Below are 26,622 nucleotides of genomic sequence, written 5' to 3'. Positions count from 1 at the left end.
TACGGGTTTTGGACTGGTGCCCGATCCTCAATACGATCCGGCGATGATCATAAGAAAACGACTGGCGGCGGGGGCCTGCGGCCTGTTCGTCGCCTTGACCGCGGGAATCCTCCCGCCGACCGCGGCCGCCGCCGACGGACCGGCGAAGGAGCCCCCGAAGGTCGAGCTCGTGCTCGACGTCAGCGGCTCGATGCGCGCGACCGACATCGACGGCCAGTCCCGTATGACCGCCGCCAAGCAGGCCTTCAACGAGGTGCTCGACGCGGTCCCCGACGAAGTCCGCCTCGGCATAAGGACCCTGGGCGCCACCTACCCCGGTGACGACAGGGCGCTCGGCTGCAAGGACACCAAGCAGCTCTACCCCGTCGGCACGGTGAACCGCACGGAGGCGAAGACCGCCGTCGCCACCCTCGCGCCCACGGGCTGGACCCCCATCGGACCGGCCCTCCAGGCCGCCGCCCAGGACCTGGAAGGCGGCAACGCCACCCGCCGGATCGTCCTCATCACCGACGGGGAGGACACCTGCGCCCCGCTCGACCCCTGCGAGGTGGCCCGCGAGATCGCGGCCAAGGGCATCCACCTCGTCGTGGACACGCTCGGACTCGTCCCCGACGCCAAGACCCGCGCCCAGCTCACCTGCATCGCGGAGGCCACCGGCGGCACGTACACCGCGGTGACCCGCACCGCCGAACTCTCCTCCCGCGTACGGCAGTTGGTCGACCGGGCCGCCGACCCGGCGGCCACTCCGGTGGCCACCGAGGGCGCCAAGCGGTGCGAGGGCGCCCCGCTGCTGAAGGCGGGCCTCTACAGTGACCGCGAGACCTTCGGCGAGCACCGCTGGTACCGGGTCGACGTACGCCCCGGCCAGGAGCTGCGCGCCTCGGTCAGCATCGGTGCCGACCGGGCCGTCAACAACGACTACGGCGTGCTGCTGCGCGCGACCACCGTCCACGGGCGGGAGATCGTCCGCGGCTCCGAGGCCGGGGACGGCCGTACCGACGTGATCTCCACCGGCCTGCGCTACCCGAAGGCCGAATCCGACGGAGCCGACGGGGACGCCGCCGGGGCCCCGGAGACGGTCTGCCTCCAGGTCAGCAACTCCTTCGCCGCAGGCCCGGCCGTCAAGACCAGCCCCGGCATGCCCGTCGAGCTGACCATCGACCTGGTCGACGGCCCCGACGAGGGCTCCGACGTCGCCTCCTTCGGCCTCGGCCGCGGCTGGTGGCTGCTCGGCCTGCTGGTGCTCACCGGCCTGCTCGCCGGTCTGGTCTGGGGCTGGATCTCGCGCTGGCGCGTCTCCGTCTGGAGGACCAACTGATGCGTCCCGTACGCGCCCTGACCGCCGCACTGCTGGCGGGAGCCGCGCTCCTCGCCCCGGCGGCGTCCGCCGCCGCGGCCCCGAGCCCCGCCCCCAGCCCCACCCCGAGCGCGGGCCGGGGCACCGGCAAGGACGGCCGTGCGCCGACCGAGGCCGGGACGGGCTTCCGCACCGCGGCGCTCTTCCGGCCCGGGCAGAAGGCCACGGCCGCCGGGTCCACCGGTGACTACCTCTACTGGGCGTTCCCCGCCGACACCGGCCAACGGGCCACCGTACGCGCCTCGGTGACGCTCCCCGAGCCGGCCGCCCGGCACGGCGCGCAGACGTGGCAGCTCGACGTGTACGACGGCCTGCGCCGCCGGCAGCCCTGCGTGTACGGGCACCAGAGCGCGACGGCGGACAGGGCGGCCGCCTCCGTGGAACTCTCCTGTACCCTGCGCACCGTCCGCTCCGGGGCCGAGGCCTGGTCCAACGACCCGCTCCCGGGCAGCTACTACGTCCGCCTCACGGCCGTCGGGGCGCACGAGGAGGATCTCGGACTGCCCGTGAAGGCGCAGGTCGAGGCCGAGGTGAAGGAGACGGGCGGGGCCCGGGCGGTGGACGCGGTCCTGGCCGAGCCCCTGGTCCCGGGGGCGGCGGGCGCCTCGGAGCGGCAGCGGGAGGCCCGCGCCCCGGAGGGCGGCTGGTCCGGCGGCCGGTGGTCGGACCGCTGGCTGTGGACGGCCGCCGGCGGGGTGCTCGCGGCCCTCGCGGGCGTCTACGGGTACTCCCTCACCCGCGGCTCCGGCCGCCCCTCCCGGCCCCGGGCGTGACCGGGTGCCGCCGTCCCCGCGGGGTACGGCGGCTCCCGTTCCGGAGGATCATCCGGCCACGGAGCGTGGGCTATGTTGGGGGGAGAGTGACGTGAGAAGGAGGCCGCCGGTGTCATCGGGGCAGCAGGCACGCGCGCAGGCGGCCGCGATCACGCCCGGCGGGACCCCGCCCGGGCAGGAGAAACCGCCGGCCGAGCGGCTCCTCGCGCTCTTCGACGGCCACCGCCTCTCGCCGGGCCAGCGGCGGATCGCCCAGTACCTGATCGATCACCTCACCGAGGCGGCCTTCCTGTCGATCACCGAGCTCGCGGAGCGCGTCGGCGTCAGCCAGCCGTCCGTGACCCGGTTCGCGTCCTCCCTCGGCTTCAGCGGCTACCCGGCCCTGCGCGACGTGCTCCAGCCCATCGCGCTGTCGGCGGTGGCCGCGACCCCGGACAGCCGCGAACAGATCCGCCGGAACGAACTCCAGGCCGCCGTCGACGCCGAGATCGAGAACCTGGAGAACGTGCGCCGCCTCCTCGCCGACACCAACCAGGTGCTGGACATCGGCCGCGAGCTGGCCCGCTCCGTCCCGCTGACCGTGGTGGGCCTGCGGATCTCGGCCTCCCTGGCGGAGTACTTCGCCTACGCGGCCCGCCGCATCCACCCCGACGTGCGCCTGGTGACCCGGGGCGGCAGCGTGGCGTACGACGCCCTGCTCCAGTGCCGGGCGGCCGGCGGGAGCTGGGTGCTGGCCTTCGCCATGCCCCGGCACGCCAACGAGACCCTCGCCGCGCTCCGCGCGGCCCGCAGCACGGGGCTGAAGGTCGTCCTGATCACGGATCCGACCGTCGGACCGCTGGTGGAGGCGGCCGACGTGGTGCTGACCGCCGCCACCGGTTCGCGGCTCGTGTTCGATTCGTACGCGGCCCCCGGGATGCTCTCCGCCGCCCTGCTCCAGGCGATGGCCGACGCGGACCCCGAGCGGACCCAGGCGCGGCTCGAACAGTACGAGCAGGTCGCTGACCAGCACGGTTTCTTCATGTAGGGGCAGAACGCCCCCGCCGTACACCCGCAGTACTCCCGCATGCCGTCCGGGGATATTCAGCCGCGTACATGCATGAAATTTTTCATACTCTTGATTACTCGACGGTATATATGTTTACTGACGGCGGCGCTCCGGATCCCTCAGACGCCAAAGGCGGACGCTCCCCTCGTCCGCCTCGAACGGCCCCGGTACGCCGAACCTCCTCACGGCGGGACCGGACGCCGCGTCAAGGCTTGTGGATCCCCCGGAGGAGCGCCCCCGGCGGCCTCGGTCAACCCCTGGGCCGAGGCCGCCCACCAGCAGTGTCTCGATCAGAGTTCGACACCACTCGGAAGTGACGAGAATGCCCCAGACGGCCACCCTCACGCGCAGCCCGGACTGGCCCCTCCAGGTCAAGGCCCCCGGGACGCACGACTGGGAACGCAGCGCCACCCGCTGGCTGCGGGACCTCCTTCCGGCCCGCTACGGCAGCTACCTGACGCTGACCCGTCACCACGCCCTGCTCGCCCGCCACGTGCAGCTCCAGCTCCAGCACGAGATGCGCGCGGTCCGCGTCGCCCTGCACACCAGCCGGGCCGAGCTGCCGACGATGGGCATCGCCGAGTCGGTCATAGAGAACACGATCAGGATGTACGCCATCGAGCTCGAACAGCTCGGCCGCCTCTCGCGGGGGGCCCGCCTCGTATCGGAGGCGCTCCTGCTGGCGGCCGCCCCGGGCCGGCGCAGGCGCTGACCCGGAGCGGGGCGGAGCCGGCCGGCGGGCAACAGCCGCCCGGCCGTGTCCGGGGGTCAGAGCCAGGGGATCTCGTGGGCGCCGTGGCGGTAGGCGCGGAAGACCGAGTTCTGGGCGCCCCGCGAGGACTCCAGCCCCGTGCCCCGGCTGAACGACCCGAACTCCGGGACCACGAACTCCCACACCACGTCCCCCTCCGGCGTCACCTCGAAGAGGCGCCCGAAGGAGCCCTCCGCGACGAAGGTGTTCCCGTTCGGCAGGCGCTGGGCGCTGGACATGTACGGACTGAAGAAGTTCTGCGGCGGGTTGTCCTCGTACGACCACACCTCCCCGCCGGTGGCCGGATCGAGCTCCAGCACCCGGGAGTACGGCACCGAGGTGGTGTCACGGTAGGTCCCGTTGTCGAAGACCAGAAGGGTGCCGCCCGGCAGCTCGTGCGGGTGGTGCTGCTGCGCCAGCACGTCCGGGCCGATCCGCCAGCGGACGGAGCCGTCGGCGCGGTCCACGGCCACCGTCGTCGACGCGCTGCGGAAGCCCACCACGATCCCGCCGTCGGCGAGTTCGTTGACCGTGTTGGCCATCGGCCAGTGCTCACGGGCGAAGTGCGGGTTCAGCGGCACCTCCTCGGGGTCCAGGTGCTCGATCGCCGCCCAGCGCCACAGCACCTCGCCGTCCCAGGCCAGTTCGTACACCACGTCCCCGTAGATCACCTCGCCCGGCGCCTCCGAGCCGGGGATCCCGCCGCGGATCCGGGCGGCGTCCGCCGCCGACAGCGGCTCCACGGCGTTGATGAGCAGGTTGCCGTTGCGCAGGACCGACGCGTCGTGGTGGTGGAAGGGGTGCCGGGCCTCGCGCAGCACCGTGGAGTCGGGGGCCAGCTCCTGGAAGATGCCGCCGTGGTAGACGTCCCAGATGGGGAACAGCGTCGGGCCCGAGGTGTCCTTCGCCGCGTAGAAGAGGTTGCCGTTCGGCAGGAGCTGCGCCTGGCGGCCCGGCGGGTTCGGGGAGGTCCAGGTGTGGGCGGGCTCGCCCTCGATGTCGACGAGGTGGATCCGGCCCTCGCTGGTGATCGGGGTGTAGAGGGTGTAACCGCCGTAGCTCCGCTCGGGGTCGTGGGCGCGCAGTCCGGTGCCGCGGCGGCGCAGGGTGTTCTGGTCGATGGTCATGGCGGGTCCGCTTTCTCGTGGTGGGTCAGTCGAGGGTGACGGCGGCCGGGTCGGCCGCCTTGAGGGGGCCGGGGTGCAGCCGCTCGCGCAGGGTCCGCCGGTCGGCGGAGCCCGGCAGGGACAGGGTGCTCACGGCCCAGGCGGCCTCGTCGGCCAGCTGGGTCAGCAGCTCGGGGGTCAGGCTGGCGCCGTACGCGTAGCGGGGGTGGAAGGTCTCGACGTGACCGGCCCGGAGCGCGCCCCTGGCCTGGGCGACGACGGCCTTCCGCGCGGCGCCCGGATCGGCCTCGGCGGCCCGCTGAGCGCGCAGCACCGTACGCAGGACGGCGGTGGCCGCCGCCTCGTCGGCCGAGGGGCCCGAGACGAGCAGGGTGCGCGCCGTGTAGCCGGCGAAGGGGACCTCCGCGTAGCGGTCGGCCAGGGCGGTGCGGGCGGCGTCGTAGAAGCTGGGGAAGGTGACCCCGGCGTCGACGTCACCGCGGGCGAGGGCCGGCGCGACCTGGTTCGGGGCCAGGTTGACCACGGTCACGTCGGCCGGGGTCAGGCCCGCCGAGGCGAGCATCCGGCTCAGCGCGTACTCGACGTTCGTGCCCTGCGGCACCCCGACCCTGCGGCCCCCCAGCGCGGCGAAGCCGGTGACGCCCCGGTCGGTACGGGTCAGCAGGCGCCAGTCGGAGAACCGCGACAGGTCGGCGACGATCCGCACGTCGCGCCCGCCGAGCACGGCCATGACGGCGGGCAGGTCGCCCACGACCCCGAACTGCGCCTGCCCGCCGAGGACGGCGTTCAGCGCGTCCCGCCCGGTGGGCAGGGTGGTCACGGTGGCGTCGAGGCCCTCCTCGGACCAGAGCCCCCGCTCCTGCGCGAGGTACACCGGCGCACCGCCGAGCTGGTCGCTCGCGGCCACGGTCACGGCGCGCCGGCCGCCGCCGTCGCCGTGGCCGTCCGGTGGGCCCGCGCAGGCCGTGGCGAGCACGGACAGCAGGGCGGCGAGCAGTACGGCGGCGGCAGCGTGGGGTCCGGTTCGCGGCATGGGCGGTGTCCTTTCGGAGTCGGGCAGGGGGAAGGGCAGAGGGAGGGGAAGGGGCGGTTCCGGGCCGGGTGCGGCCGTTCCGGCGGTCCGGCCCGTCGGGAGGGCCGTGCGCCGGGTCCGTCCGGACGGGCCGGAACCCGCCCGGGTCCGGCCGCGGCCCAGGAGGACCCGGTACGACCCGCCGGGTCAGCCCGCGGTCAAGTGGCGGGCTATGAGGGCGCGCAGGTCCGGATCCGGCGGGCCCGGGGGGACGGGGTGGTCGGCCAGGACTCCCCCCGGAGGGGTGCCCAGGACCACCACCCGCCCGGCCAGGGCGAGGGCCTCGTCGATGTCGTGCGTCACGAACAGCACGGTCGTCCCGCTGCGCTGCCACAGCTCCCGCAGCAGGTCCTGCATCCGGGCCCGGGTCAGCGCGTCCAGCGCCCCGAACGGCTCGTCCATCAGCAGCACCTCCGGCCGCGCCGCCAGCGCCCTGGCCAGCGCCACACGCTGCTGCATCCCGCCGGACAGCTGCGCCGGGTACTTGTGCGCCCCGTCCGCGAGGCCGACCTCCGCCAGCGCGGCCATCGCCCGTTCGCGCCGCTCCCGGCGCGGCAGGCCGAGCCGCTTGAGGGCGAACTCGACGTTGCCCCGGGCCGTGCACCAGGGGAAGAGCGCGTAGTGCTGGAAGACCACGCCCCGGTCCGGGCCCGGCCCTTCCACCGGCACCGACCCGGCCGTCACCCGGCCCGCCGCCGGCCGGACGAAGCCGGCCACGGTGTTCAGCACCGTGGACTTGCCGCAGCCGCTGGGGCCCAGAAGCGCCGTGAACGACCCCGCCGGGAACGCCAGGTCCGTCCGCTCCAGCACGGGCGCGCCGCCGTAGCCCACCGTCAGCCCCTCCAGCCGTACGTCGAGGCTCATGACGCGCCCCAGTGCACGAAGCGGCGTCCGGCGGCGGCCAGGAGGAGGTCCGCCGTCACGCCCAGCGTCCCGAGGACGAGCAGCCCCGCGAACATCCGGTCCACCCGCAGGAACTGGCCGTCCACCTGGAGCCGGTACGCCAGCCCGCTGTCGGCGCCGCCCAGTTCGGCGGCGACCAGGGCCAGCAGCGCCACCGAGGCCCCGTACCGCAGCGCCGCCAGCAGCGCCGGTGCGGCGGCGGGCAGCAGCACCTCGGTGAACCGGCGGTGCAGCGGCGCCCCCAGCGAGCGGGCCGCCCGCAGGTGCGAGACCGGCACCCGCGAGACCCCGTCGTGCACGTACAGCCAGACCGCGAGGAGCACGGCGTACGCGATGAGCAGGCGTTTGGCGCTCTCGCCGATGCCGAACCAGGCCGTCGCCAGCGGCACCAGCGCGATGGCGGGGATGGGCCGCAGGAAGGAGACGAGCGGCGTGACGGCGGCGGACAGCCGCGGCAGGTACCCCGTCGCGAAGCCGAGCGCGCCGCCACCGACCGCTCCGAGGGCGAAGCCCTGCCCCGCACGGGCCAGGCTGGCGGCGAGGTCGTCGGCCAGTACGCCGCTGCGGGCACTGTCGGCCAGCGTGGAGAGGGTGCCGGCCGGCGTGGGCAGCAGGCCCGGGGCCACCGCACCCGACCGGGCGAGCAGGGCCCAGAGTCCGAGCACGGCGGCGGCCGCGCCGAGCGGCGGGCCGAACCGGCCGAGGGCCCGGCCCGCCGGGGAGGGGGTGGTGGGGTGCACGTGAGCACTCCTCATCTCGTGATCTCGTGGGATTTCGTCGAGCCGCGCACCGGTCGGCCATCGCCGACCTGGCATTCATAACTGAGGTCAATAATTGACGAGGCTTATGAACGGTGTGTTGCGGCAGTACGAAACCTCCCGGGCCCGCCCGGCCCCCCGAAGGCGATGAGGTACGTTCACGAACGTGTCCCGACCCGAACCCACACCGGAAGCCATCGAGGTCGGCCGGGCGATCCGCGGCTGCCGCACGGCCCGCCGGGTCTCCATGGCCGTGCTGGCCGCCCGGTCAGGCCTCTCGCAGCCCTTCCTCAGCCAGCTGGAACGCGGACTGGCCACGCCCAGCCTCAGTTCGATCTACCGGATCGCCGAGGCGCTCGACGTGGCACCCGGAACCTTCCTGCGGCCGCCGGGCCGGCCGGGACCGGTCGGCCACGAGAGCGATCCGCAGGTGATCCGCGTCAGCGAGGGCGCCGGACAGGTGGCCCAGGTGCTCATCCCGGGCGGGCGCAGCGCCCTGATGGAGGCCTACGAGCACCACTTCGAGCCCGGTCAGGGCGAGCGCGGGTGGTTCGAACACCCCGGGGAGGACTTCCTGTACGTACTGGAAGGGGAGGTCGTCCTCGAAGTGCGGGGCGAGGAACCCCTCCTGCTGAAGGCCGGCCAGAGCGCCCACCACCAGGGCGACCTGCCGCACCGCTGCGTACTGGCCGGCGGGGGCGCGGCGGCCCGTACCCTGCTCGTCGTCGCGAACCCGTAACTCCCCTACCGGGGGGCCGCGTAGCAGCGCACGGAGACCACCCTCCCGGGCCCCCACCGTTGCTCGACGGCCGCCAGCGGGCTCCAGCCGAGACGTTCGTACAGCGCGACCGCCGCGGTGTCGGAGGCCACCACGTCCAGTACCGGATGCAGCCCGAGATCCCGCGCCTCCCGCACGGCCCGCGCCATCAGCAGGGCGCCGATCCCGTGCCCGCGCGCACCGGGCGCGACGAACAGCCGGCTGACGACGGCCGCGCCCTCCGCGGGCACCCCCGTCCGCAGGCTCCACAGCCCCGGTGCCGCATCGCCCGGTCCGCCGCGGCACAGGGCGATGTGGCCGGCCACCCGCCCGTCCCGTTCCGCGACCCAGCTGCCGAGCAGCGCGGGCGGCGAAAGCCACTCCCGAGGCCGTTCGGGCCAGTCCACCGGGTAGCCGTCACCGTGGTGGACCTCGGCGAGTGCGCGTACGCACGCGCCGAGGTCGTCGGGTCCGCGCCGTCGGATGTCCATCCGGTCATGCAACCACGGCGCGATCCGCCTCAGGACAGACGGGTGACCCTGGCCCCGAACGAGGGCCCCACCAGGTCCGTCCCGACCGCGACCGGCACGCTCTTCGCGCCGCTGCCCTCGCCCACCGTCAGCACTCCGACCTCGGTCCCGGCCTCGGCCTCGTGCGGCAGCGGCCCGGCGCCCGCCCCGAGGGCGAGCCGCAGCCGCTGACCCGGTACGCCGATGACGGTGAGGTCCTTCGCCGCCACGAGCGGGGTCGAACCGCCCAGCCCGTCGGACAGGTGGCCCACCAGCTGCCCCTTGCGGATGACGGTGGCCGGGCCGAGCGCGGTGCGGACCGCCTCGATGACCTTCCGGCTGTTCTCCTTCACCAGCTTCAGGCTGTTCGCGGCGTTGGGGTCCGGGCCGTCCACGCGCTGGTCCATCATCGTGCCGAGGATCAGCGGGGTCTCACCGCCGACCGTCTTGTACGCGGCCCACATCAGGGTGCCGCCGGCGGGGGTGCTCGACCCGGTCTTGATGCCCTTGATGCTCAGACCGGGGGCGAGGAGCAGGTTGTCGTTGTTGTTGTTGATCGGCTTGGGCAGCCCGTCGATGGTGGCGCTGGGCATCGACACGACCGCGCGGAACGCCTCGTCCTTCATCACCGCCTCGGCGAGCTTCAGCTGGTCGGCGGCGGTGCTGACGGTGCCCGCGTCCAGGCCGCTGGGATCCGTGTACGTGGTGTCCTTCATGCCGAGTTCCCTGGCCGCCGCGTTCATCTTCGCCACGAAGGCGGCCTCGTCGGCACTGCCGGTGTCCCAGCGGGCCAGCAGCCGGGCCACGTTGTTGCCGGACGGAATCATCAGCATCTTGATCATGTCCAGCTGGCTGAACTTCTGCCCGGCGGTGAGCCCCTCGATCCGGGACTCGTCCTCCGAGGTGCCGTCTGCCACCGCCTTGGCGTCGACCTCGATCTTCGGACCCGGGTCGTTCTTGCGCAGCGGATGCCCCTTGAGGACCACGTACGCCGTCATCACCTTCGCCACGCTGGCGGTCGGCACCGGCTTCTGCTCGCCGAACGTGCCGATGTCACCGGACCCCGCTACGCGCACGGCCGCCTGCCCCTTGGCCGGCCAGGGGACGGGGGTCGAACCGTCGAGGGTGTACGAGGTCTGGGCGGGCACGAACTGCGGGGCGGGGAGCGGGCGCAGCATCTGCGCACCCGCTACGGCCGCACCGAGCAGCAGCACGACCGGCGTCCACACCTTGACGCGGCGCGTGAGGGTGCGGCGCGGCGTCTCCGGCGGGGGAGCGGTGTTGGTCAGTTCGGCCAGCAGCTCCAGCGGCGGAAGCGGGGCCCGGCGGGCGGGCTCGAGCCCGGGCCGGGGAGCCGGCCGCGGCCCGGGCCGGGCGCCCGCGGGGTCCTCGAGCGCGACGAACTCGCGGGTCCGCTCCGGGTCGTGCGGCCGCGTCCGACGGGCGGGGGAGTCGTCCCCGGCGGCTTCGGGGGCACCGGCCCGCACCCCGCCGGAGACGGAACCGGCCTCCGCCGGGTCGCCGGGCGCGGGCGTGCGGGGGTCCGGGGCTCCCTTGCCGGGAGCGCAGGCCTCCGCCGGCCGGGGTCGCTCCTTCCCGGGCCCTGCCGGCGCCGCGTCGGCCGTGCCGGTGCCCGGTCCGGTGCCCGGAGCCCGGTCCCGCGCGCCGGGCGCGGGCGTGCGGGGGTCGGGGGCTCCCTTGCCGGGAGGGGCGGCCTCCGCCCGGGCGGTCGCGGGCTGGTCATCATCCAGCGCCCAGGACGGGCGGGGGCGGGCCGTTCCTGGCCGGGACGCCTCGTCGCCGGCCCCCTCGGGCGCGGGTGCGGCGGCTTCGCCCGCCCGGTCCCGAGCGGGGGACTCGGTCTTGGCCCAGGAGGGGCGCGGCCGGTCCGTCACGCGCCGCGCCGACGCCTCGTCAGCCGCGTCGGCGGTGCCCTTGCCTTCGGCGGTGGCGTCGTCCGCCGGCTCGGGGCCGGCGCCGCCCGGCCGCTTCCCGGCCGTGGCGCCGGCGTCGGTGTCGGCTTCCGGGCCGGAACCGGCCTGATCCGGCGCGCCTTCCGCCGGCTCGGCGTCGCCCTCGTCGTCGGTGTCCGCGCTGGCGGCGGTGGTATCGGTGACGTCCTGCTGTGCGGGTCGGGTGTCGTCCGCCGGCTCGGCGTCGCCTTCGGCTTCGGTGTCCGCATTCCCGCTGGGGGTGTCGGGGTCGCCCTGCTGTGCGGGTCGGGTGTCGTCCGCCGGCTCGGCGTCGCCCTCGGCTTCGGCTCCGGTGTCGGTTTCCGGCTCGGCGTTAGTCCCGGCGGCTGTCTGCCCGGTGAGGGCATCGCCATCGGGATGCGGTCCGGTTCCGGCAGTGGTGTTGGTGTCCGTCTGCGGGCCGGGGACGGCGTCGGTCTCCGGTTCGGCGTCGGTCCTGGCGGCTGTCTGCCCGGCCGGGGCAGGGGCGTCGCTGTCGGGTTCCTGCCCGGCCGGGGCAGGGGCGTCGCCGTCCGGTTCCCGCGCGGCCTCGGCGGGGGCGTCGGCGTCGGTGCCGGCGGCTATTCGCCCGGTCAGGGCAGGGGTGTCCATGTCGGGTTCCTGCCCGGTCAGGGCAGGGGTGTCCATGTCGGGTTCCTGCCCGGCCTCGGCAGGGGTGTCCATCTCCGGTTCCTGCCCGGCCAGGGCAAGGGTGTCGCCGTCCCGTTCCCGCCCGGCCAGGGCACCGGCATCCGTCCCGCCGCCCGCCACCGTTTCCGCCTTCATGCGCGCCCCACCTTGCTGTTCACACCCGGCTCCGCCGGTACTCGCCGTCACGTCGGCGCGGCCGTCACCGGCCCGCCGATCACCTAGATGTCCGACCCGGCCTCCGCGTTCCCACCTCGGCGGGCTGTGACGGTTCGGTCATACTCCGCCGGTTTGACGAGCCCTCACCACACCTGCACTATTCCACTAACGTGTTAGTGGAATAAGGGGGTGGGATGGAGTTCCGAATCGACCGGCGCAGCGGTGTCGCCACCTATCTGCAGCTCGTCACGCAGGTCAAACAGGCCCTGCGGCTGGGGGTGCTGGAGCCGGGCGACCGGTTGCCGACGGCCCGGGAGGTGGTGGCGGCCACCGCCATCAACCCGAACACCGTCCTCAAGGCGTACCGGGAGCTCGAGCGCGAAGGGCTCGTCGAACCCCGCCCCGGCGCGGGCACGTTCGTGCGCCGCTCCCTCTCGCACCCCGGCGCGGCCGCCGATTCGCCGCTGCGCCTGGCCCTGGCCGCCTGGATGGTCCAGGCCCGCGAGGCGGGGCTGGACCGCGAGGACATCACGGCGCTCATCACGGCCGCCGTGGACGACAGCTTCAACCCCTCCGGGCCCGGGCGGCCCGGGCGATCGAGAGAGGAAACGGCGTGAGCGATCCGCACCACGCGCCGGCACTACGGGCCACCGGGCTCGGACGGGAGTTCGACGGCCGCCGGGCCCTGCACGCGTGCGACGTCGAGCTGCCCGCGGGCGGCGTCACGGCCCTCGTCGGCCCCAACGGCGCCGGCAAGAGCACCCTGCTCCAGCTCGCGGCCGGCCTGCTGCGCCCCGGCAGCGGAGAGATACGCGTCTTCGGCGAGACCCCCGGCACCGCCGGGGCCCGCCGGCGCACCGGATTCCTGGCCCAGGACAAGCCCCTGCACGCCGGCTTCACCGTCGCCGACACCCTGCGCCTGGGCCGCGAGCTCAACCCCGGCCAGTGGGACCAGGGCGCCGCCGAACAGTTGCTCACCGGCTCCGGCATCCGCCGCGGGACCCGGGTCGGATCGCTGTCCGGCGGCAACCGGACCCGGGTCGCGCTGGCCCTCGTACTCGGCAAGCGCGCCGACCTGCTGCTCCTGGACGAGCCGCTCGCCGACCTCGACCCGGTCGCCCGGCACGACGTCATGGCCCTGCTCATGACCGAGGCCGCCGAGCGCGGCACCGCCATCGTGATGTCCTCGCACGTCCTGGCCGAGCTGGAGGACGTCTGCGACCACGTCGTGCTCCTCAAGGACGGGGCAGCCCGGCTCTGCGGCGACGTCCAGGAGCTCTGCGCGGCGCACACGTGGATCACCGGCCGGGCCGACCCCATGGAGGGCGACGGGCTGCCGCGCTCCTTCGACCGCGGCGGCGTCGTGCACTCCGCCGTCGGCGGCCGTCAGGTCACCGCGCTCGTCCGTACGCCGCCCGGCGCCCCTCCGTACCCGGACGGCGCGGCGGACGGCCGCTGGATCACCGAAACCCCCACCCTGGAGTCCCTGTTGCTCGCCCACCTGCGCGCCCCGGGCCGCGCCGCCGAGAAGGAGGCCGCCGTATGAAGGGCGTGCTGTGGCTGGCCTGGCGCCAGCAACGCCTGATGATCCTGTCCGTGCTCGCCCTGCTGGCGGTCTGCGCGGCGTGCGTGGCCCACTGGCGCTCCGAGATGGCGGAGCTGATCGCCGCCACCGGGTGGGAGCCCTGTCCGGGCTGGAACGGAGGCTGTGAGAGCCCCGTCACCTTCCAGATCATGGACTGGAACTCCGCCGGCATCCGTGCCCTCGGCGGCCTCGGCCTCGCGGTGCCGGCGCTGATCGGCGTGTTCTGGGGCGCCCCGCTCATCGGCCGGGAGCTGGAGACGGGCACGTTCAAGCTGGCCCTCACGCAGGGCGTGGGGCCGCGCCGCTGGTTCGCGGCCCGCTTCGGCCTGGCGGCGCTGGTCGCCGTGCTGGTGGCGGTGGTCATCGGGGGGCTCGTCGCCTGGTGGTGGCTGCCCATCGCCAACACCCTCGACGGCCCGTACTGGCACGACGCCCCGATCTACAACGCGACCGGCCCGGCTCCGGTGGCCTGCGCCCTGTTCGGCCTCGCCGCCGGCACGCTCGCGGGCCTGCTGGTACGCCGCGTACTGCCCGCCACGGGCGTGGCACTGGCCGCGATCTTCACGGTGATGGTGTGCGTGACGTACTTCCGCACCTCCTGGACGGCCCCCGAGACCCGGATAACGCCCGGTATGACGCCGAAGCGGCCCGTCGGCAGTGCCTGGTCCACCGGGCGGTTCGGGTACCTCACGCCCGACGGCCGCGAGCACTCCATAGACGGCGTCTGCCAGCTCTCCGGCGAGGAACTGCGGGCGTGCATGGCCGAACACGGATTCGTCGCCCGCTACCACAAGGTCTACCCCAGCGGCGACTTCTGGACCTTCCAGTGGATCGACACCGCCCTGTACCTCGGTGCGGCCGCCGTGCTCGTGGCCCTGACCCTCCTCGTCCTGCGCCGACGCACCGCCTGACGGCTCCCGGCCGCCCCGGGCGCATGTCTCCCGGCCGCCGGGCCTCCCCCCGCCCGGGCGGCCGCACCCCACACGGCCCGACCGCCACACCCTTACCGTCCGCACCCCAAGGGGACCCCTCATGGCCACCAAGAAGAACCTCACCGCCGACCGCACCGGCCTCGGCCACAAGGTCCGCTACGCGCTGGGCCATCCGACCCGCATCGCCCCGTACGTACGCCGTGCCGCACGCGACCGGTGGCTGCGCCTCAAGCACCCCGACCACGTGGCCTACTACCGTGCCGTCATGGCGTCCGACACCGGCCGCAACCCGGAGGCCGCCGTCGGGAGCCAGACCCACGACCGCTGGCTGGCCCTCGGCGAGATGCAGTTCGACTACCTCGTGCGGCACGGTCTCACCCCGCGCCACCGCATGCTCGACATCGGCTGCGGCAACCTGCGCGCCGGCTGGCGCTTCATCGAGCACCTGGAGACCGGCCACTACTACGGCATCGACATCTCGCCCGACATCCTCATCGAGGCCAAGCGGACGCTGACCGACCGGGGGCTCCAGCACAAGCTCCCGCACCTGACGATCACCCAGGACCTCACCCTGGACTTCCTCCCCGACCGGCACTTCGACGTGGTGCACGCGCACAGCGTGTTCTCCCACTCGCCGATCGGGATCATCGACGAGTGCCTCGCGCACGTGGAGCGCGTCCTGGCGCCCGGCGGCTGGTTCGACTTCACCTTCGACCGCACCGAGGGCGCCGAACACCACGTGCTGCGCGAGGACTTCTACTACCGCACCGAGACCCTCGTCGACCTCGCCGCCCGGCACGGGCTGAAGGCGCGCTTCATGGAGGACTGGGAGGAACTCGGCCACGGGCAGTCCAAGATCCGCGTCACCGCCGCCTGACGGCATCCGGCCCGGGGGCGAAGCCTGCTCGAAGGCTTCCCGCCCGGGCCTCTTCGTGCGCAAAAGTGCGTGGTACCGGACTACTTCGAGCACGTTCCTTCAAATCGGCCGCCCGGGTCCGCTATCTTGCCGGGTGCATGCCAAGGCGGTGTGTCCGCGATCCGGACCGCACGAGGAGCTGCCCCATGAGTCCGACGAGACTGTCCCTGAGGCGCGACCGGCACGACCCCCCACCCCGGCACCACCGCACCGGCCGCCCGGGCCGCCACCGGACCCGCCTCGCGGCCCTGCTCGCCGCCGCGCTCGCGGTCGCCGGCCTCGCCGCGGCCGGCCCGGCCACCGCCCGTGCGGCGGCCGCCGCCCCGGCCGCCACGGCGGGGACGGTCACCGGCCTCTCCCAGTCGGGCGGCACGTTCACCGTGAGCACCTCCAGCGGGGCCAAGGCCCGCGTGGTCGTCGCCCGCGCCGACATCTTCCGCCTCTGGCTCTCCCCCGACGGGGCCTTCACCAACGACCCGGCCGGCTCCGACCTCGCCCCCACCACCGACTTCGGCCCGGTGAACGCCCGGTACACCGACGCGGGCGGCTACTTCCGGATCACCACGGGAGCCCTCTCCATCCGGGTCAACAAATCGCCCCTGCGGTTCTCCGTCTACCGCGCCGACGACTCCACCCCCGTCTGGCAGGAGACCCAGCCCACCAGCTGGGGCGGCGGCAGGACCACCCAGTACCTGGCGCGCGGCGCCGACGAGCAGTTCTACGGCACCGGCCTGCGCCTCGGCGAATGGGCCCTGCGCGGCAAGACGGTGCCGGTCGCCGTCGACAACAAGTGGCGCGAGAACGACAACGCCAGCCCGGCCCCCTTCTACATGTCCACCAACGCCTACGGCGTCATGCGCAACACCTGGGCCCCGGGCTCGTACGCCTTCAACGCGCCCACCACCCTCACCCACGAGGAGACCCGCTTCGACGCCTGGTACTTCACGGGCGACTCCCTCAAATCCGTCCTCGACGCCTACACCGACGTCAGCGGCAAACCCTTCATGGCACCGATGTGGGGCCTCGAACTCGGCAACGCCGACTGCTTCAACGCCTCCAACCCCGACTACCAGGGCGACCACGACCGCCCGCGCCACCAGACCACCCCCGACGTGGCCGGCTACGCCGCCGACGCCCGCGCCGCCGACATGCCCTCGGGCTGGTTCCTGCCCAACGACGGCTACGGCTGCGGCTACACCGCACCCCTGAAGTCCACGGTCGACGCCCTGAAGGCCAAGGGCTTCCAGACCGGCCTGTGGACCTCCACCGGTCTCGGCTCCATCGCCGACGAGGTGGGCACCGCGGGCAGCCGGGGCGTCAAGACCGACGTGGCCTGGATCGGCAGCGGCTACAAGTACGCCTTCCAGGGCGTCCAGCAGGCCGTCGACGGCATCGAGAAGAATTCCGACGCCCGCCGCTTCGTCTGGACCGTCGACGGCTGGGCCGGCACCCAGCGCAACGCCGTCGTCTGGACCGGGGACACCTACGGCACCTGGGACGACATGCGCTGGCACGTCCCCGCCATCACCGGCGCGGGCCTGTCCGCCCTGAACTACGCCGCCGGCGACGTCGACGGCATCTTCGGCGGCAGCCCCAAGACGTACGCCCGCGACCTCCAGTGGAAGGCCTTCACCCCCGCCTTCATGACGATGTCCGGCTGGGGCGCCACCAACCCGTCGGCCGGCTACCAGGACAAGCAGCCCTGGCGCTTCGCCGAGCCCTACCTCTCCATCAACCGCAAGTACCTCCAGCTGAAGATGCGGCTGATGCCCTACCTGTACACGATGAGCCGCACCGCCCACGAGAGCGGCGTCCCGAGCACCCGCGCGATGGTCCTGGAGTACCCCGACGACCCGGTGGCCCGGGGGAACCTCACCAGCGGCCAGTTCATGGCCGGGGACTCCTTCCTCGTCGCGCCGGTCGTCTCCGACACCTCCGTCCGCGACGGCATCTACCTGCCCGCCGGGACCTGGACGGACTACTGGACCGGGAAGACGTACGCCGGCCCGGGCTGGCTGAACGGCTACCGGGCACCCCTCGACACCCTGCCGCTGTTCGTCAAGGGCGGGGCGATCGTGCCGATGTGGCCGCAGATGAACTACACCGGCGAGAAGCCCGTCGACACCCTCACCTACGACATCCACCCGCGCGGGACCTCCTCCTTCAGCCTGTACGAGGACGACGGCCGCACCCGCGCCCACCAGAGCGGCGCCTTCGCCCGCCAGCGCGTGGACGTCAGCGCACCGGCGGCCGGCTCCGGCACGGTGACCGTCTCCGTGGGCGCCCCCACCGGCAGCTACGCCGGACAGCGGGCGGCCCGCGGCTACGAACTCACCCTCCACGTGGCCTCCGCCCCCACCGCCCTCACGGTGGACGGCGCGGCGCTGCCCCGCCTCGCCGACAAGGGCGCGTACGACGCGGCCGCCACCGGATGGTTCTTCGACCCGGCCGACCGCGCCGGCGTCCTGTGGGTCAAGACCGGTACGAAGCAGGGCGCGTTCGGCGTCACCGCGACCGGCACCTCCGTCCCGGCGGCCGACCCGGTCCCCGTCACCTCCCCGCCCGTCCCGCGGAACGCCTGGAAGCTGGTCTCCGCCGACAGCCAGGAGACCGCCGCCGAGAACGGCGCCGCCGTCAACGCCTTCGACGGGGACCCCGCCACCCTGTGGCACACCGCCTGGTCCACCGGCAAGGCGGCGGCCCTGCCCCACGAGATCAGCATCGACCTGGGCGCCCGCTACGGCGTCGACGGCCTCGGCTACCTGCCCCGCCAGGACGGCGGCGTCAACGGCCGGATCGGCGACTACGAGGTCTACGTGTCCGACACCACCACCGACTGGGGCACCCCGGTCGCCACGGGAACCTTCGCCGACACCCCGACGGCCACATCCGTCACCCTGGCCCCCAGGACCGGCCGCTACCTGAGACTGCGGGCCCTGACCGAGGCGGGCGGCCGCGGCCCCTGGACCAGCGCCGCCGAGCTCACCCTCACCGGCCGCCCCGCACCGCTCCCCGCCGACGCCACCCTCGTCAACGCGGCCTCCGCGCGCTGCCTGGACCTGCCGCACGGCGCCACCACTCCGGGCACCGCGCCCACCCTCTACTCCTGCCACGGCGGCCCCAACCAGCGCTGGACCCTCCACGACGACGGCCGCCTCACCGGCCTGAACGGAGTCTGCCTCGACGCCGCGGACCCCGCGCGGATCACCGTACGCACCTGCGCGGCCGGCCCCGCACAGACCTGGCAGCCCGGCCCGGACGGCAGCCTGCGCAGCGCCGGCCAGTGCCTCACCCCGGCCGGCTCCGGCACCGCCGACGGCACCGGCCTCACCCGGGCCCCCTGCACCGGCAGCGCCGCCCAGCGCTGGACCTTCACCCCCTGACCCCCCACCGGGGTCCGGCCCGGCCCCCCACGCCGGGCCGGACCCGCCTACCGCCTACCGCCTACCGCCTGCGCCGCGGCCGCGCCCGCCTCCGCCAGGGGGCGGGCCCGCCCCGGCAGCAGCCAGGCCGCCACCAGGCCCAGGCCGGCCAGCGCCGCGAGGGCCGTCAGCGGCCCGCCCGCCGTACCGGCCCCCGAGGCACCGGCCCCGGCGCCCGCAGCGACCGCGATCCCCAGACTCGGGCCCACGTTCATCGCCGTCTGCTTGAGCCCGCCCACCACGCCCGCGTACCCGGCGGGGGCGTCGCCGACCACCGTCCCGGTGGCGGTGACCATCACCGCCGCGAACCCGGCCCCCAGCACCCCGAAGGCCACCCCGCCGCCCGCGTCCAGCCCCGCCGTGCCCAGCACCGTCAGCAGCGTTCCCGCGACCGCCGTCCGCCGCGCCCCGTACCGGCGCAGCGCGGCCCCCGCGACCGGCGCCCCGGCCACCATCAGAGCCGTCAGGGGCAGCACCCGCACCCCGGTGGCCAAGGGGCTGAGGCCCCGTACGTCCTGGAGCAGGAACGTCGCCGTGAACAGCGCCCCGAACATGCCGGCCGACACCGTCAGCAGCAGCGCCATCGAAGCCGCCACCGGCCGCGACCGCGCCACCGCGGCGGGGACCAGCGGCAGTTCCGCGCGCCGCTCACCCCGCACGAACAGCGCCCCGAGCACCGCGGCCGCCCCGAGGCCCAGCAGCGTCGGCCCGCCCGTCCACCCGTGCTCCGGCACACCGGCCAGGGCGTGCACCGCCACCGCCAGGGTGGCCGCGAGCAGCACCGGAGCGGCGGGGCCCAGCCGCCCCGGCTCCCGCCGCTCCGGCGCGGGCACCCGTACGGCGAGGGCGAGGGCGGCGATCAGCAGCGCGGCCGGCACGTTGAGCAGGAACACCGCCCGCCAGCCCAGCAGCGCGACCAGCACCCCGCCCAGCAACGGCCCCGCCGCCGCGGCCACCCCGATCGCGCCGGTCCGCACCGCGACCGCCCGGCCCAGCCGCTCCGGCGGGTACGCCAGCCGCAGCAAGGCCAGCGTCGCGGGCTGCAGCAGCGCCCCGAACACCCCCTGCACGGCGCGCAGCGCGATCACCCAGCCGACGCCGGGCGCCAGGGCGATCCCCGCCGAGGCGGCGGCGAAGCCGAGCACGCCCGTCAGCAGCAGCCGGGAGTGCCCGTAGCGGTCCCCGAGGCGCCCGGCGACGACGAGGAAGGCGGCGACGGCGAGCAGGTAGGCGGTGCTCGTCCACTGCACCTCGGCCACCCCCGCCCCGAGATCCCGGCGCAGGGCCGGCTGCACCACGACGAGCACCGTGCCGTCGAGGGCGACGAGCATCGCCCCCGCCACGCTGACCAGGAGCGCCAGCCGGGCCCTCACGCCCCCTCCGCCCCGAGGTGCGCGTCGACCACGGCGTCCACCACCGCGTCCAGGAGCGGGCGGCCGTCCGCGGCCGCGTCGGCCCGGGCCGCGTCCGCCCCGGCCGGGTGGACGCCCAGCACCAGCGGCAGACTGCCGTAGGCCCACAGCTGGGCCACCCCGTGCAGTCCCGCCCACAGGGCGGCCGCCGTCACCTCGGGCCGCTCCGCCCCGCACCCGGCGACCAGCCCGGTCAGCAGCGCGAACAGGGGCAGGGTCCGCTCCCGCAGCCCCGGGGCGCCGGAGGGCTCCTGGCCGGTGCTGTCCAGCAGGTCGTGCCGGAACATCAGCTCGAACATCCCGCGCCGCTCCAGCGCGAAGCCCACGTAGACCCGCCCCAGTGCCCGTACGTGCTCTTGGGGTGCGGGTTCCCCGGCGCCGGCCGCGGCGAACCGGGCGCCGAGATCGGCGAACCCGCGCCCGGCGATGGCCGACAGCAGTGACTGGTGCGTGGGGAAGTACCGCCGGGGCGCCCCGTGGGACACCCCGGCGCGGCGGGCGATCTCCCGCAGCCCGAGCGAGCCGGTCCCCTCGCTGGTGACCAGCTCCACCCCGACGTCGATCAGCCGCTCACGCAGCGGCGCGTCCGATTCCATGGGCCGTGTCTACCACGGCGAGTAGACAGTGTCTACTCGCTCCCTGTGCCCGCCGGTTACCCCCGCCCCCGGCGGGTAGGCGCGGGGCAGCGGCGATCGCACACCGGGAGGCCGTCATGGGAAGCGGAATCTGGGGATACGCGAGCGGATCGGGCCACGCACCCGGCACCGACCTCATCGGGTACAAGGTCGAGGCGGCCGACGGACCGATCGGCAAGGTCGACCGGCACACGGACGACGTGAGCCGCTCCTACCTCGTCGTCGACACCGGCCCCTGGATCTTCGGCCGCAAGGTCGTCATCCCGGCCGGCGTCGTCTCCCGCGTCGACACCGAGGAGAAGACCGTGCACCTGAGCCGCACCCGCGACCAGGTCAAGGACTCGCCCGACTACGAGCAGAACGGGCGGCACGAGGACGAGCCCGCCTTCGTCCGGCTCATCGAGACCCACTACTCCGACCCGCACATGTGAGAAGGGGCCGGGACGGCCGCCGAAGGCACACCGGCCCGCGCGGCGAAAACCCCTGGTGGACGGCCACCCCGCAGGTGATCATCTCCGGATGACCACAGACACGATCACCGCTTCGGCCTCGGGCTCCTGGACCCTCGGCGACCTCCAGGTCAACCGCGTCGGCTTCGGCGCCATGCGCCTGCCGCAGAACGGCCCGGCGCTCCAGGCCGATGCCGTCTCCGGCGACCGCGACCGGGCGATCGCCGTCCTGCGCCGCGCGGTGGAACTCGGCGTGAACCACATCGACACCGCCGCCTTCTACTTCTCCCCGCTCCGCTCCGCCAACGAGCTGATCAACAGCGCCTTCGGCGGCTCCTACCCCGACGACCTCGTCATCGCCACCAAGGTCGGCCCCGCCCGCGACGCCTCGGGGGAGTGGGCCGACCACGCCGGCCCCGGGCAGCTGCGCGGCCAGGTCGAGGAGAACCTGCGCCAGCTGGGCCGCGACCACCTCGACGTGGTCAACCTCCGCGTCCTGCCCACCCAGCCCCACTTCGCCGAACGCTTCGCAGCCCTCGCGGAACTGCGCGAGGCCGGGCTCATCCGCCACCTCGGCGTCTCCAACGTCACCCCCGAACAGCTCGCCCAGGCGCGGGCCATCGCACCCGTCGTCTGCGTGCAGAACATGTACGGCATCGGCGTACGCCCCGAGTACGACGACTTCGTACGCTCCTGCGGGGAGCAGGGCATCGCCTTCGTGCCCTTCTACGCGATAGCCGCCGCCGGCGGCCAGACCGGCGCGGCCGGCACCGAGAGCGAGGAACTGCGGTCCGTCGCCCGCGCCCACGGTGCGACCCCCGCCCAGGTCCGCATCGCCTGGACCCTCCGGCAGGGGCCCCACGTCCTGGCCATCCCCGGCACCGGCAACCCCGACCACCTCGCCGAGAACGTGGCCGCCGGCGCCCTGCGCCTCACCGAGGAGGACCTCGCCCTGCTGAACGGCCTCCACCGCACGGCGGCGCCGTAGCGGACCGCCGCCCGGCCGGGGCCGCACCCGCCGCCCCGGCCGAGTCCGGCACAATCGGCGGATGAGCGAAGAGACCCCCGCCGGCTCCGGCAGCCCGCACGACCAGGACCCCTACCTCTGGCTGGAGGACGTGGAGGGCGAGGAAGCGCTCTCCTGGGTCCGGGAGCGCAACGCGGAAACCGTCGCCGCGCTGACGACCCGCCCCGCGTTCAAGGAGCTGGAGCGCGAGGTGCGCGAGGTCCTCGACGACGACGGGCGCATCCCCTACGTCGTCCGGCGCGGCCGCCACCTCTACAACTTCTGGCAGGACGCCGCCCGGCTGCGCGGCGTCTGGCGGCGCACCACCCTCGAGGAGTACCGCACCGGGCAGCCGGCCTGGGAGACCCTCCTGGACCTCGACGCGCTCGCCGGGACCGAGGGGGAGAAGTGGGCCTGGGCCGGCAGCGCCGTGCTGGGCCCCGACCACCACCACGCCCTGGTCATGCTCTCCCGCGACGGCGCCGACGCCTGCGTGGTACGCGAATTCGACCTGCGGACACTGGAGTTCGTCCAGGACGGCTTCACCGTCGAGGAGGCCAAGACCCGGGTGGACTGGATCGACGCCGACCACATCTGGATCGGCACCGACTTCGGCCCCGGCTCCATGTCCCCCTCCGGCTACCCCCTCCAGGTCCGCCGCTGGCGCCGGGGCACCCCCCTCGCGCAAGCCGAGAAGGTCTACGAGGGCCGCCCCGACGACCTGTCCGCCACCGGCTGGCACGACGACACCCCCGGCTTCGAACGGGACTTCCTGTCCCGGCAGATCGACTTCTGGAACGGGGAGCTCTTCCTGCTCCCCGAGGACCCCGCCGGGCCGCCCGAGAAGATCGACGTACCGGACGACGCCGTCGCCGGGGTCCACCGCCAGTGGCTGGTCGTCCAGCCGCGCTCCCCGTGGCTCGGCCACCCCGCCGGCAGCCTGCTCGCCTTCGGCTTCGACGACTTCCGGGCCGGCGGGCGGGAGGCCGCGGTCCTGTTCACCCCGGACGAGCGCACCGCCCTCGCCGGCTACAGCTGGACCCGCTACCACCTCCTGCTGCGCACCCGGGCCGACGTCTCCTCCCGCCTGGAACTGCTCACCCCCGGCCCGGACGGCTGGAGCCGCGCTCCGCTGGACGCCGTACCGCCGCTGTCCACGGCCTCGGTGGTGTGCACCGACCCGGACGAGAGCGACGAGTACTTCCTCGACGTCACCGGCTTCCTCCAGCCCTCCACCCTCTTCCGCGGCGAGGCCGGAACCGCGGGAGCGGAGGCCCTCAAGCGGGCGCCCGCCCTCTTCGACACCTCCGGGCTGCGGGTCAGCCAGTACTTCGCCACCTCCCCCGACGGCACCCGGGTCCCGTACTTCGTCATCGGCCCCGAGGACCGGCCCGGCCCGGGCCCCACCCTGCTCTACGGCTACGGCGGCTTCGAGATCTCGATGGTCCCGCACTACAGCGCGGTCACCGGCCGGGTCTGGCTCGCGCGCGGGGGCACGTACGTCGTCGCCGGCATCCGCGGCGGCCGCGAGTACGGGCCCGCCTGGCACCAGGCCGCCCTCGGCGCCCACCGCGTCCGGGCCTTCGAGGACTTCGCCGCCGTCGCCCGGGACCTCACCGCGCGCGGCATCACCACCCCCGCCCAGCTCGGCATCGAGGGCGGCAGCAACGGCGGCCTCCTGATGGGCGCGATGCTCACCCGCGACCCCGGGCTCTTCGGCGCCGTCGTCGCCCACGTACCGCTGCTGGACATGCTCCGCTTCCACAAGCTCCTCGCCGGAGCCAGCTGGACCGCCGAGTACGGCAACCCCGACGACCCCGCCGACCGGCCCCACCTGGAGCGGATCTCCCCCTACCACCGGATCCGGGCCGACGGCCCCCCGTACCCGCCCCTGCTCCTGCTCACCTCCACCCGGGACGATCGCGTCCACCCCGGCCATGCCCGCAAGGCCGCGGCCCGGCTGCGCGAACTGGGCCACCCCGTCCTCTTCCACGAGCACATCGGCGGCGGTCACTCCGGCGCCACCGACCACCAGCAGACGGCCTTCAACGAGGCCCTCGTCGCCACCTTCCTCTGGGAGCGCCTCACCCCGCCGAGGTGACGGTCCGGCGCTCTCATGCGAGGGCGCGGGCGATCAGGAGGGCGACGTCGTCGTGCGTGTCGGGCCGGCGCAGCGCCGAGAGCAGCAGGTCGCAGGTCTCCTCGAGCGGGCGGTGGGGGCCGGCCAGGAGGTCGGTCAGGGTCAGCAGGCGGGCGTCGATGTCCTGGTCGCGGGTCTCGACCAGCCCGTCGGTGTAGAGCACCAGCTCGTCGCCCTCCCCGAGCGCCACGGCCGTGTTGCCGAAGGGCACGCCGCCCACGCCCAGGGGCACCGCCGTCGGCAGCCGCAGCAGCCGGGGAGGGCGGCCGCTGCGCAGGTGGACGGGCGGCAGGTGGCCGGCGGTGGAGATGTGGCAGAGCCGGCTGTGCGGGTCGTAGACGGCGTAGACACAGGTGGCCATGGCGTCGCCGAGGTCGCCGGTCGCGGCGTCGAGGTGGGTCAGGACCGTGGCCGGGTCGAGGCCGAGGCGGCCCAGGGCGCGGGCGGTGGCGCGCAGCTGGCCCATGGTCGCCGCCGCGTTGATGCCGCTGCCCATCACGTCGCCGACGACCAGCGCGGTCCGGTCCCCGGTGAGCGGGATGACGTCGAACCAGTCGCCGCCGGTCTCGTCGGCCGCCCCGGCGGGCTGGTACCGGTAGGCGATGTCCAGCCCGGGGGCGGCCGGCGGGTGCTGGGGCAGCAGGTGCCGCTGGAGGGCGAGGGCGGCGTGGCGCTGGCGCTGGTACCAGCGGGCGTTGTCGATGGACACGGCCGCGTGGGCGGCGAGCTCCGAGGCGAGCAGCACGTCGTCGGGACCGAACGGCACGGGGTTGCGGGCCCGCTTGAGGTCGAGGGTCCCGAGGACCTGGCCGCGTGCGATCAGCGGCACGGCCAGGTACGAGTGCACCCCCGCCTCGGCCAGCAGCCGGGCCGCGTCCTCGTCGCGGGCGATGCGCGGCAGGTCCTCGGGCCGGACGTGCGGCAGGAGCTCGGGCCTGGCGGTGCGGGCGCAGCGGGCCACCAGCCGCTCGGGGCGGTACGACGCCACGTCGCCGACGGGGTCGGCCGCCGCCTCCGCGGGGGTGCGGTAGGCCGCCTTCACCGCGAGCGCGCGGAACCGTACGCCCCGGTCGTCGCCGTCGGCGGCCTCGCCGGGCCGGGGGCCCGTCAGGATGGTGTCGAGGACGTCCACGGCGGCGATGTCGGCGATCTCCGGGACGGCGACGTCGGCCAGCTCCCGGGCGGTGATGTCCAGGTCGAGGGTGGTCCCGATGCGCACCGAGGCGTCCGCGATCAGGGCCAGGCGCCGGCGGGCGTGCGCGGCGGACACGGCCGCCCGGTGCTGTTCGGTCACGTCGACCACCGACACCGCCACGCCGATCACCCGGGCCGCCTGGTCCTCCAGCCGGTAGACCGACACCAGCCAGGCCCGCTCGCCGGACTCCTCGGAGATCCGGCCGGTGGTGAACTGGTCCAGTACCGGTACGCCGGTCGCCATCACCTCCCGCATCCGCGCCTCGACTGCCTCCGCGTCCAGGAAGGGCAGGACGTCGGAGACCCGCTGCCCGAGGTGCCGTTCGGCGGGCAGCCCGTTGATGCGTTCCAGAGCCGGGTTCACCAGGACGTACCGCAGTGCGGGGTCGAGGACGGCCAGCCCGATGGGGGACTGGTCGACCATGCGCAGCGACAGGGCCAGGTCCCGTTCGACGCGGCGCAGCGTCGCCTGCTCGGAGGCCAGTCCCAGCGCGTAGAGCCTGCCGTTGGAGGCCTGGAGGCGCATGTTGCGGAACTCGACGAGCACGCCGTGGCCGTCCCGGTGGCGCACGGGGAAGGAGCCCGCCCACGCGCCCTTGCCCGACATCACCCGGGCGAACAGTTCCAGGACCTCGTCGCGGTGCCGCTCCTCCACCAGCAGCGCGGCGGCGTACTGGCCCAGCGCCTCCTCGGCCGGGTACCCGAAGAGCGTTTCGGCCTGCGGGCTCCACAGGCTGATCCGGCCCTCGGAGTCCAGGACCACGGCGGCCACGCCGAGCACGTCGAGCAGACCGCCCGGCGCCGGAGATCCCGCTCCGGGGCCGCCGGCCGGCGGTTCGGGCTGCGCATCGGCCACTGCCGGCCTCCTCACCCGGGCGGACTCCCCACCATGCTGATGCCCCGGCCCGGTCCCGGCGACCCGGTCGCGGCTATCGGTGGTGGTCTCCCCGCCGGGGGAGCCCGGACGGGCCGGGGGTGAGCGGTGCGGGAGGCGGGTGGCGAGGCCCCGTCGTGCGGGCGGGGCGGGGCCGCGTCGTGGGGGGGGGGGGCGGGGGGGGGGGGGGGGGGAGGGGGGGGGGGGGGGGGGGAGGGGATGGGGGGAAAGGGAGAACAGCGC

The 26,622-nt window shown here is 74.7% G+C and carries 22 protein-coding genes; 13 read left to right on the top strand and 9 right to left on the bottom strand.

The window, feature by feature from the left end; translation table 11 throughout:
- Nucleotides 1–43 precede the first annotated feature (43 nt).
- The 4 genes from ACZ4WZ_RS00800 to ACZ4WZ_RS00785 all read left to right on the top strand — a co-directional run bounded on the left by ACZ4WZ_RS00800 (nt 44) and on the right by ACZ4WZ_RS00785 (nt 3,890).
- On the top strand, nt 44–1,318 hold the full coding sequence (locus ACZ4WZ_RS00800) for a VWA domain-containing protein (protein WP_467883761.1): 1,275 nt from the start codon (nt 44–46) through the stop codon (nt 1,316–1,318).
- Nucleotides 1,318–2,130: a hypothetical protein gene (locus tag ACZ4WZ_RS00795; protein WP_467883760.1), complete on the top strand. Its 813-nt coding sequence runs from the start codon at nt 1,318–1,320 to the stop codon at nt 2,128–2,130. Before ACZ4WZ_RS00800 ends, ACZ4WZ_RS00795 begins: the two co-directional genes overlap by 1 nt.
- A gap of 109 nt (nt 2,131–2,239) precedes the next feature.
- Complete coding sequence (locus tag ACZ4WZ_RS00790; protein WP_388937556.1) at nt 2,240–3,157, top strand: MurR/RpiR family transcriptional regulator; 918 nt, start codon at nt 2,240–2,242, stop codon at nt 3,155–3,157.
- A 343-nt stretch (nt 3,158–3,500) separates the two neighbouring features.
- Entirely contained in the window at nt 3,501–3,890 is a 390-nt protein-coding gene (locus tag ACZ4WZ_RS00785) for a hypothetical protein (RefSeq protein WP_467883759.1), read from the top strand.
- A 56-nt stretch (nt 3,891–3,946) separates the two neighbouring features.
- On the opposite strand, the gene ACZ4WZ_RS00780 is transcribed toward ACZ4WZ_RS00785, so the two are convergent.
- The 4 genes from ACZ4WZ_RS00780 to ACZ4WZ_RS00765 form a co-directional block, all read right to left on the bottom strand.
- On the bottom strand, nt 3,947–5,056 hold the full coding sequence (locus ACZ4WZ_RS00780) for an aryl-sulfate sulfotransferase (protein WP_467883758.1): 1,110 nt from the start codon (nt 5,054–5,056) through the stop codon (nt 3,947–3,949).
- Between the two features lie 25 nt (nt 5,057–5,081).
- On the bottom strand, nt 5,082–6,089 hold the full coding sequence (locus ACZ4WZ_RS00775; protein ID WP_467883757.1) for an ABC transporter substrate-binding protein: 1,008 nt from the start codon (nt 6,087–6,089) through the stop codon (nt 5,082–5,084).
- Nucleotides 6,090–6,275: 186 nt separating this feature from the next.
- On the bottom strand, nt 6,276–6,992 hold the full coding sequence (locus tag ACZ4WZ_RS00770) for an ABC transporter ATP-binding protein (RefSeq protein ID WP_467883756.1): 717 nt from the start codon (nt 6,990–6,992) through the stop codon (nt 6,276–6,278).
- Nucleotides 6,989–7,771 (bottom strand): ABC transporter permease, encoded by a 783-nt coding sequence (locus ACZ4WZ_RS00765; RefSeq protein ID WP_467883755.1) that lies wholly within the window; start codon nt 7,769–7,771, stop codon nt 6,989–6,991. Before ACZ4WZ_RS00765 ends, ACZ4WZ_RS00770 begins: the two co-directional genes overlap by 4 nt.
- A 184-nt stretch (nt 7,772–7,955) precedes the next feature.
- Between ACZ4WZ_RS00765 and ACZ4WZ_RS00760 the strand changes: the two genes are divergently transcribed.
- Complete coding sequence (locus tag ACZ4WZ_RS00760) at nt 7,956–8,528, top strand: helix-turn-helix domain-containing protein (protein ID WP_467883754.1); 573 nt, start codon at nt 7,956–7,958, stop codon at nt 8,526–8,528.
- A gap of 5 nt (nt 8,529–8,533) precedes the next feature.
- Here ACZ4WZ_RS00760 and ACZ4WZ_RS00755 read toward each other — a convergent pair whose 3' ends face one another.
- Nucleotides 8,534–9,037, bottom strand: a complete 504-nt coding sequence (locus tag ACZ4WZ_RS00755; protein WP_467883753.1) for a GNAT family N-acetyltransferase — start codon at nt 9,035–9,037, stop codon at nt 8,534–8,536.
- Between the two features lie 29 nt (nt 9,038–9,066).
- Entirely contained in the window at nt 9,067–11,793 is a 2,727-nt protein-coding gene (locus tag ACZ4WZ_RS00750; protein WP_467883752.1) for a D-alanyl-D-alanine carboxypeptidase, read from the bottom strand.
- A 215-nt stretch (nt 11,794–12,008) separates the two neighbouring features.
- Here ACZ4WZ_RS00750 and ACZ4WZ_RS00745 point away from each other — a divergent pair, with 215 nt between their 5' ends.
- From ACZ4WZ_RS00745 to ACZ4WZ_RS00725, 5 genes are all read left to right on the top strand, one after another.
- Nucleotides 12,009–12,431, top strand: coding sequence for a GntR family transcriptional regulator (locus ACZ4WZ_RS00745; RefSeq protein WP_467883751.1), 423 nt, complete (start codon nt 12,009–12,011; stop codon nt 12,429–12,431).
- Nucleotides 12,428–13,360: an ABC transporter ATP-binding protein gene (locus ACZ4WZ_RS00740; protein ID WP_467883750.1), complete on the top strand. Its 933-nt coding sequence runs from the start codon at nt 12,428–12,430 to the stop codon at nt 13,358–13,360. The genes ACZ4WZ_RS00745 and ACZ4WZ_RS00740 overlap by 4 nt, the downstream gene beginning before the upstream one ends.
- On the top strand, nt 13,357–14,310 hold the full coding sequence (locus ACZ4WZ_RS00735; RefSeq protein ID WP_467883749.1) for a transporter: 954 nt from the start codon (nt 13,357–13,359) through the stop codon (nt 14,308–14,310). Before ACZ4WZ_RS00740 ends, ACZ4WZ_RS00735 begins: the two co-directional genes overlap by 4 nt.
- A gap of 121 nt (nt 14,311–14,431) precedes the next feature.
- Nucleotides 14,432–15,208 carry a class I SAM-dependent DNA methyltransferase gene (locus ACZ4WZ_RS00730; RefSeq protein ID WP_467883748.1) on the top strand — a complete coding sequence of 259 codons (777 nt, stop codon included), beginning with the start codon at nt 14,432–14,434 and terminating at the stop codon, nt 15,206–15,208.
- Between the two features lie 185 nt (nt 15,209–15,393).
- Entirely contained in the window at nt 15,394–18,630 is a 3,237-nt protein-coding gene (locus ACZ4WZ_RS00725; protein ID WP_467883747.1) for a TIM-barrel domain-containing protein, read from the top strand.
- A gap of 47 nt (nt 18,631–18,677) precedes the next feature.
- Here ACZ4WZ_RS00725 and ACZ4WZ_RS00720 read toward each other — a convergent pair whose 3' ends face one another.
- Together ACZ4WZ_RS00720 and ACZ4WZ_RS00715 are read right to left on the bottom strand one after the other, a co-directional pair.
- The gene (locus ACZ4WZ_RS00720) at nt 18,678–20,000 is read right to left on the bottom strand and encodes an MFS transporter (RefSeq protein ID WP_467884189.1); all 1,323 of its coding nucleotides are present in this window, start codon (nt 19,998–20,000) and stop codon (nt 18,678–18,680) included.
- Between the two features lie 38 nt (nt 20,001–20,038).
- Nucleotides 20,039–20,677, bottom strand: a complete 639-nt coding sequence (locus tag ACZ4WZ_RS00715; protein WP_467883746.1) for a TetR/AcrR family transcriptional regulator — start codon at nt 20,675–20,677, stop codon at nt 20,039–20,041.
- 116 nt (nt 20,678–20,793) lie between these two features.
- Here ACZ4WZ_RS00715 and ACZ4WZ_RS00710 point away from each other — a divergent pair, with 116 nt between their 5' ends.
- The 3 genes from ACZ4WZ_RS00710 to ACZ4WZ_RS00700 all read left to right on the top strand — a co-directional run bounded on the left by ACZ4WZ_RS00710 (nt 20,794) and on the right by ACZ4WZ_RS00700 (nt 24,272).
- Complete coding sequence (locus ACZ4WZ_RS00710; RefSeq protein WP_467883745.1) at nt 20,794–21,147, top strand: PRC-barrel domain-containing protein; 354 nt, start codon at nt 20,794–20,796, stop codon at nt 21,145–21,147.
- A gap of 88 nt (nt 21,148–21,235) precedes the next feature.
- Entirely contained in the window at nt 21,236–22,153 is a 918-nt protein-coding gene (locus tag ACZ4WZ_RS00705) for an aldo/keto reductase (RefSeq protein WP_467883744.1), read from the top strand.
- A gap of 61 nt (nt 22,154–22,214) precedes the next feature.
- A complete protein-coding gene (locus tag ACZ4WZ_RS00700; RefSeq protein WP_467883743.1) occupies nt 22,215–24,272 on the top strand; it encodes a prolyl oligopeptidase family serine peptidase in 2,058 nt (685 codons plus the stop codon).
- A gap of 13 nt (nt 24,273–24,285) precedes the next feature.
- On the opposite strand, the gene ACZ4WZ_RS00695 is transcribed toward ACZ4WZ_RS00700, so the two are convergent.
- On the bottom strand, nt 24,286–26,361 hold the full coding sequence (locus ACZ4WZ_RS00695) for a SpoIIE family protein phosphatase (protein WP_467883742.1): 2,076 nt from the start codon (nt 26,359–26,361) through the stop codon (nt 24,286–24,288).
- Nucleotides 26,362–26,622: the final 261 nt, after the last annotated feature.

The organism is Streptomyces sp. NPDC029122 (assembly GCF_055569445.1).
The sequence above is the reverse complement of the archived record's forward strand: the minus strand, read 5'-3'. Positions and strand labels throughout refer to the sequence as shown.

Excerpts from the sequence above, each read along its gene's own strand:
- ACZ4WZ_RS00780 (WP_467883758.1), bottom strand. The coding sequence starts at position 5,056 with ATGACCATCGACCAGAACACCCTGCGCCGCCGCGGCACCGGACTGCGC.
- ACZ4WZ_RS00715 (WP_467883746.1), bottom strand. The coding sequence starts at position 20,677 with ATGGAATCGGACGCGCCGCTGCGTGAGCGGCTGATCGACGTCGGGGTG.
- ACZ4WZ_RS00725 (WP_467883747.1), top strand. The coding sequence starts at position 15,394 with ATGAGTCCGACGAGACTGTCCCTGAGGCGCGACCGGCACGACCCCCCA.
- ACZ4WZ_RS00745 (WP_467883751.1), top strand. The coding sequence starts at position 12,009 with ATGGAGTTCCGAATCGACCGGCGCAGCGGTGTCGCCACCTATCTGCAG.
- ACZ4WZ_RS00700 (WP_467883743.1), top strand. The coding sequence starts at position 22,215 with ATGAGCGAAGAGACCCCCGCCGGCTCCGGCAGCCCGCACGACCAGGAC.
- ACZ4WZ_RS00705 (WP_467883744.1), top strand. The coding sequence starts at position 21,236 with ATGACCACAGACACGATCACCGCTTCGGCCTCGGGCTCCTGGACCCTC.
- ACZ4WZ_RS00730 (WP_467883748.1), top strand. The coding sequence starts at position 14,432 with ATGGCCACCAAGAAGAACCTCACCGCCGACCGCACCGGCCTCGGCCAC.
- ACZ4WZ_RS00720 (WP_467884189.1), bottom strand. The coding sequence starts at position 20,000 with ATGCTCGTCGCCCTCGACGGCACGGTGCTCGTCGTGGTGCAGCCGGCC.
- ACZ4WZ_RS00755 (WP_467883753.1), bottom strand. The coding sequence starts at position 9,037 with ATGGACATCCGACGGCGCGGACCCGACGACCTCGGCGCGTGCGTACGC.
- ACZ4WZ_RS00735 (WP_467883749.1), top strand. The coding sequence starts at position 13,357 with ATGAAGGGCGTGCTGTGGCTGGCCTGGCGCCAGCAACGCCTGATGATC.
- ACZ4WZ_RS00710 (WP_467883745.1), top strand. The coding sequence starts at position 20,794 with ATGGGAAGCGGAATCTGGGGATACGCGAGCGGATCGGGCCACGCACCC.
- ACZ4WZ_RS00785 (WP_467883759.1), top strand. The coding sequence starts at position 3,501 with ATGCCCCAGACGGCCACCCTCACGCGCAGCCCGGACTGGCCCCTCCAG.
- ACZ4WZ_RS00750 (WP_467883752.1), bottom strand. The coding sequence starts at position 11,793 with ATGAAGGCGGAAACGGTGGCGGGCGGCGGGACGGATGCCGGTGCCCTG.
- ACZ4WZ_RS00775 (WP_467883757.1), bottom strand. The coding sequence starts at position 6,089 with ATGCCGCGAACCGGACCCCACGCTGCCGCCGCCGTACTGCTCGCCGCC.
- ACZ4WZ_RS00795 (WP_467883760.1), top strand. The coding sequence starts at position 1,318 with ATGCGTCCCGTACGCGCCCTGACCGCCGCACTGCTGGCGGGAGCCGCG.
- ACZ4WZ_RS00770 (WP_467883756.1), bottom strand. The coding sequence starts at position 6,992 with ATGAGCCTCGACGTACGGCTGGAGGGGCTGACGGTGGGCTACGGCGGC.
- ACZ4WZ_RS00800 (WP_467883761.1), top strand. The coding sequence starts at position 44 with ATGATCATAAGAAAACGACTGGCGGCGGGGGCCTGCGGCCTGTTCGTC.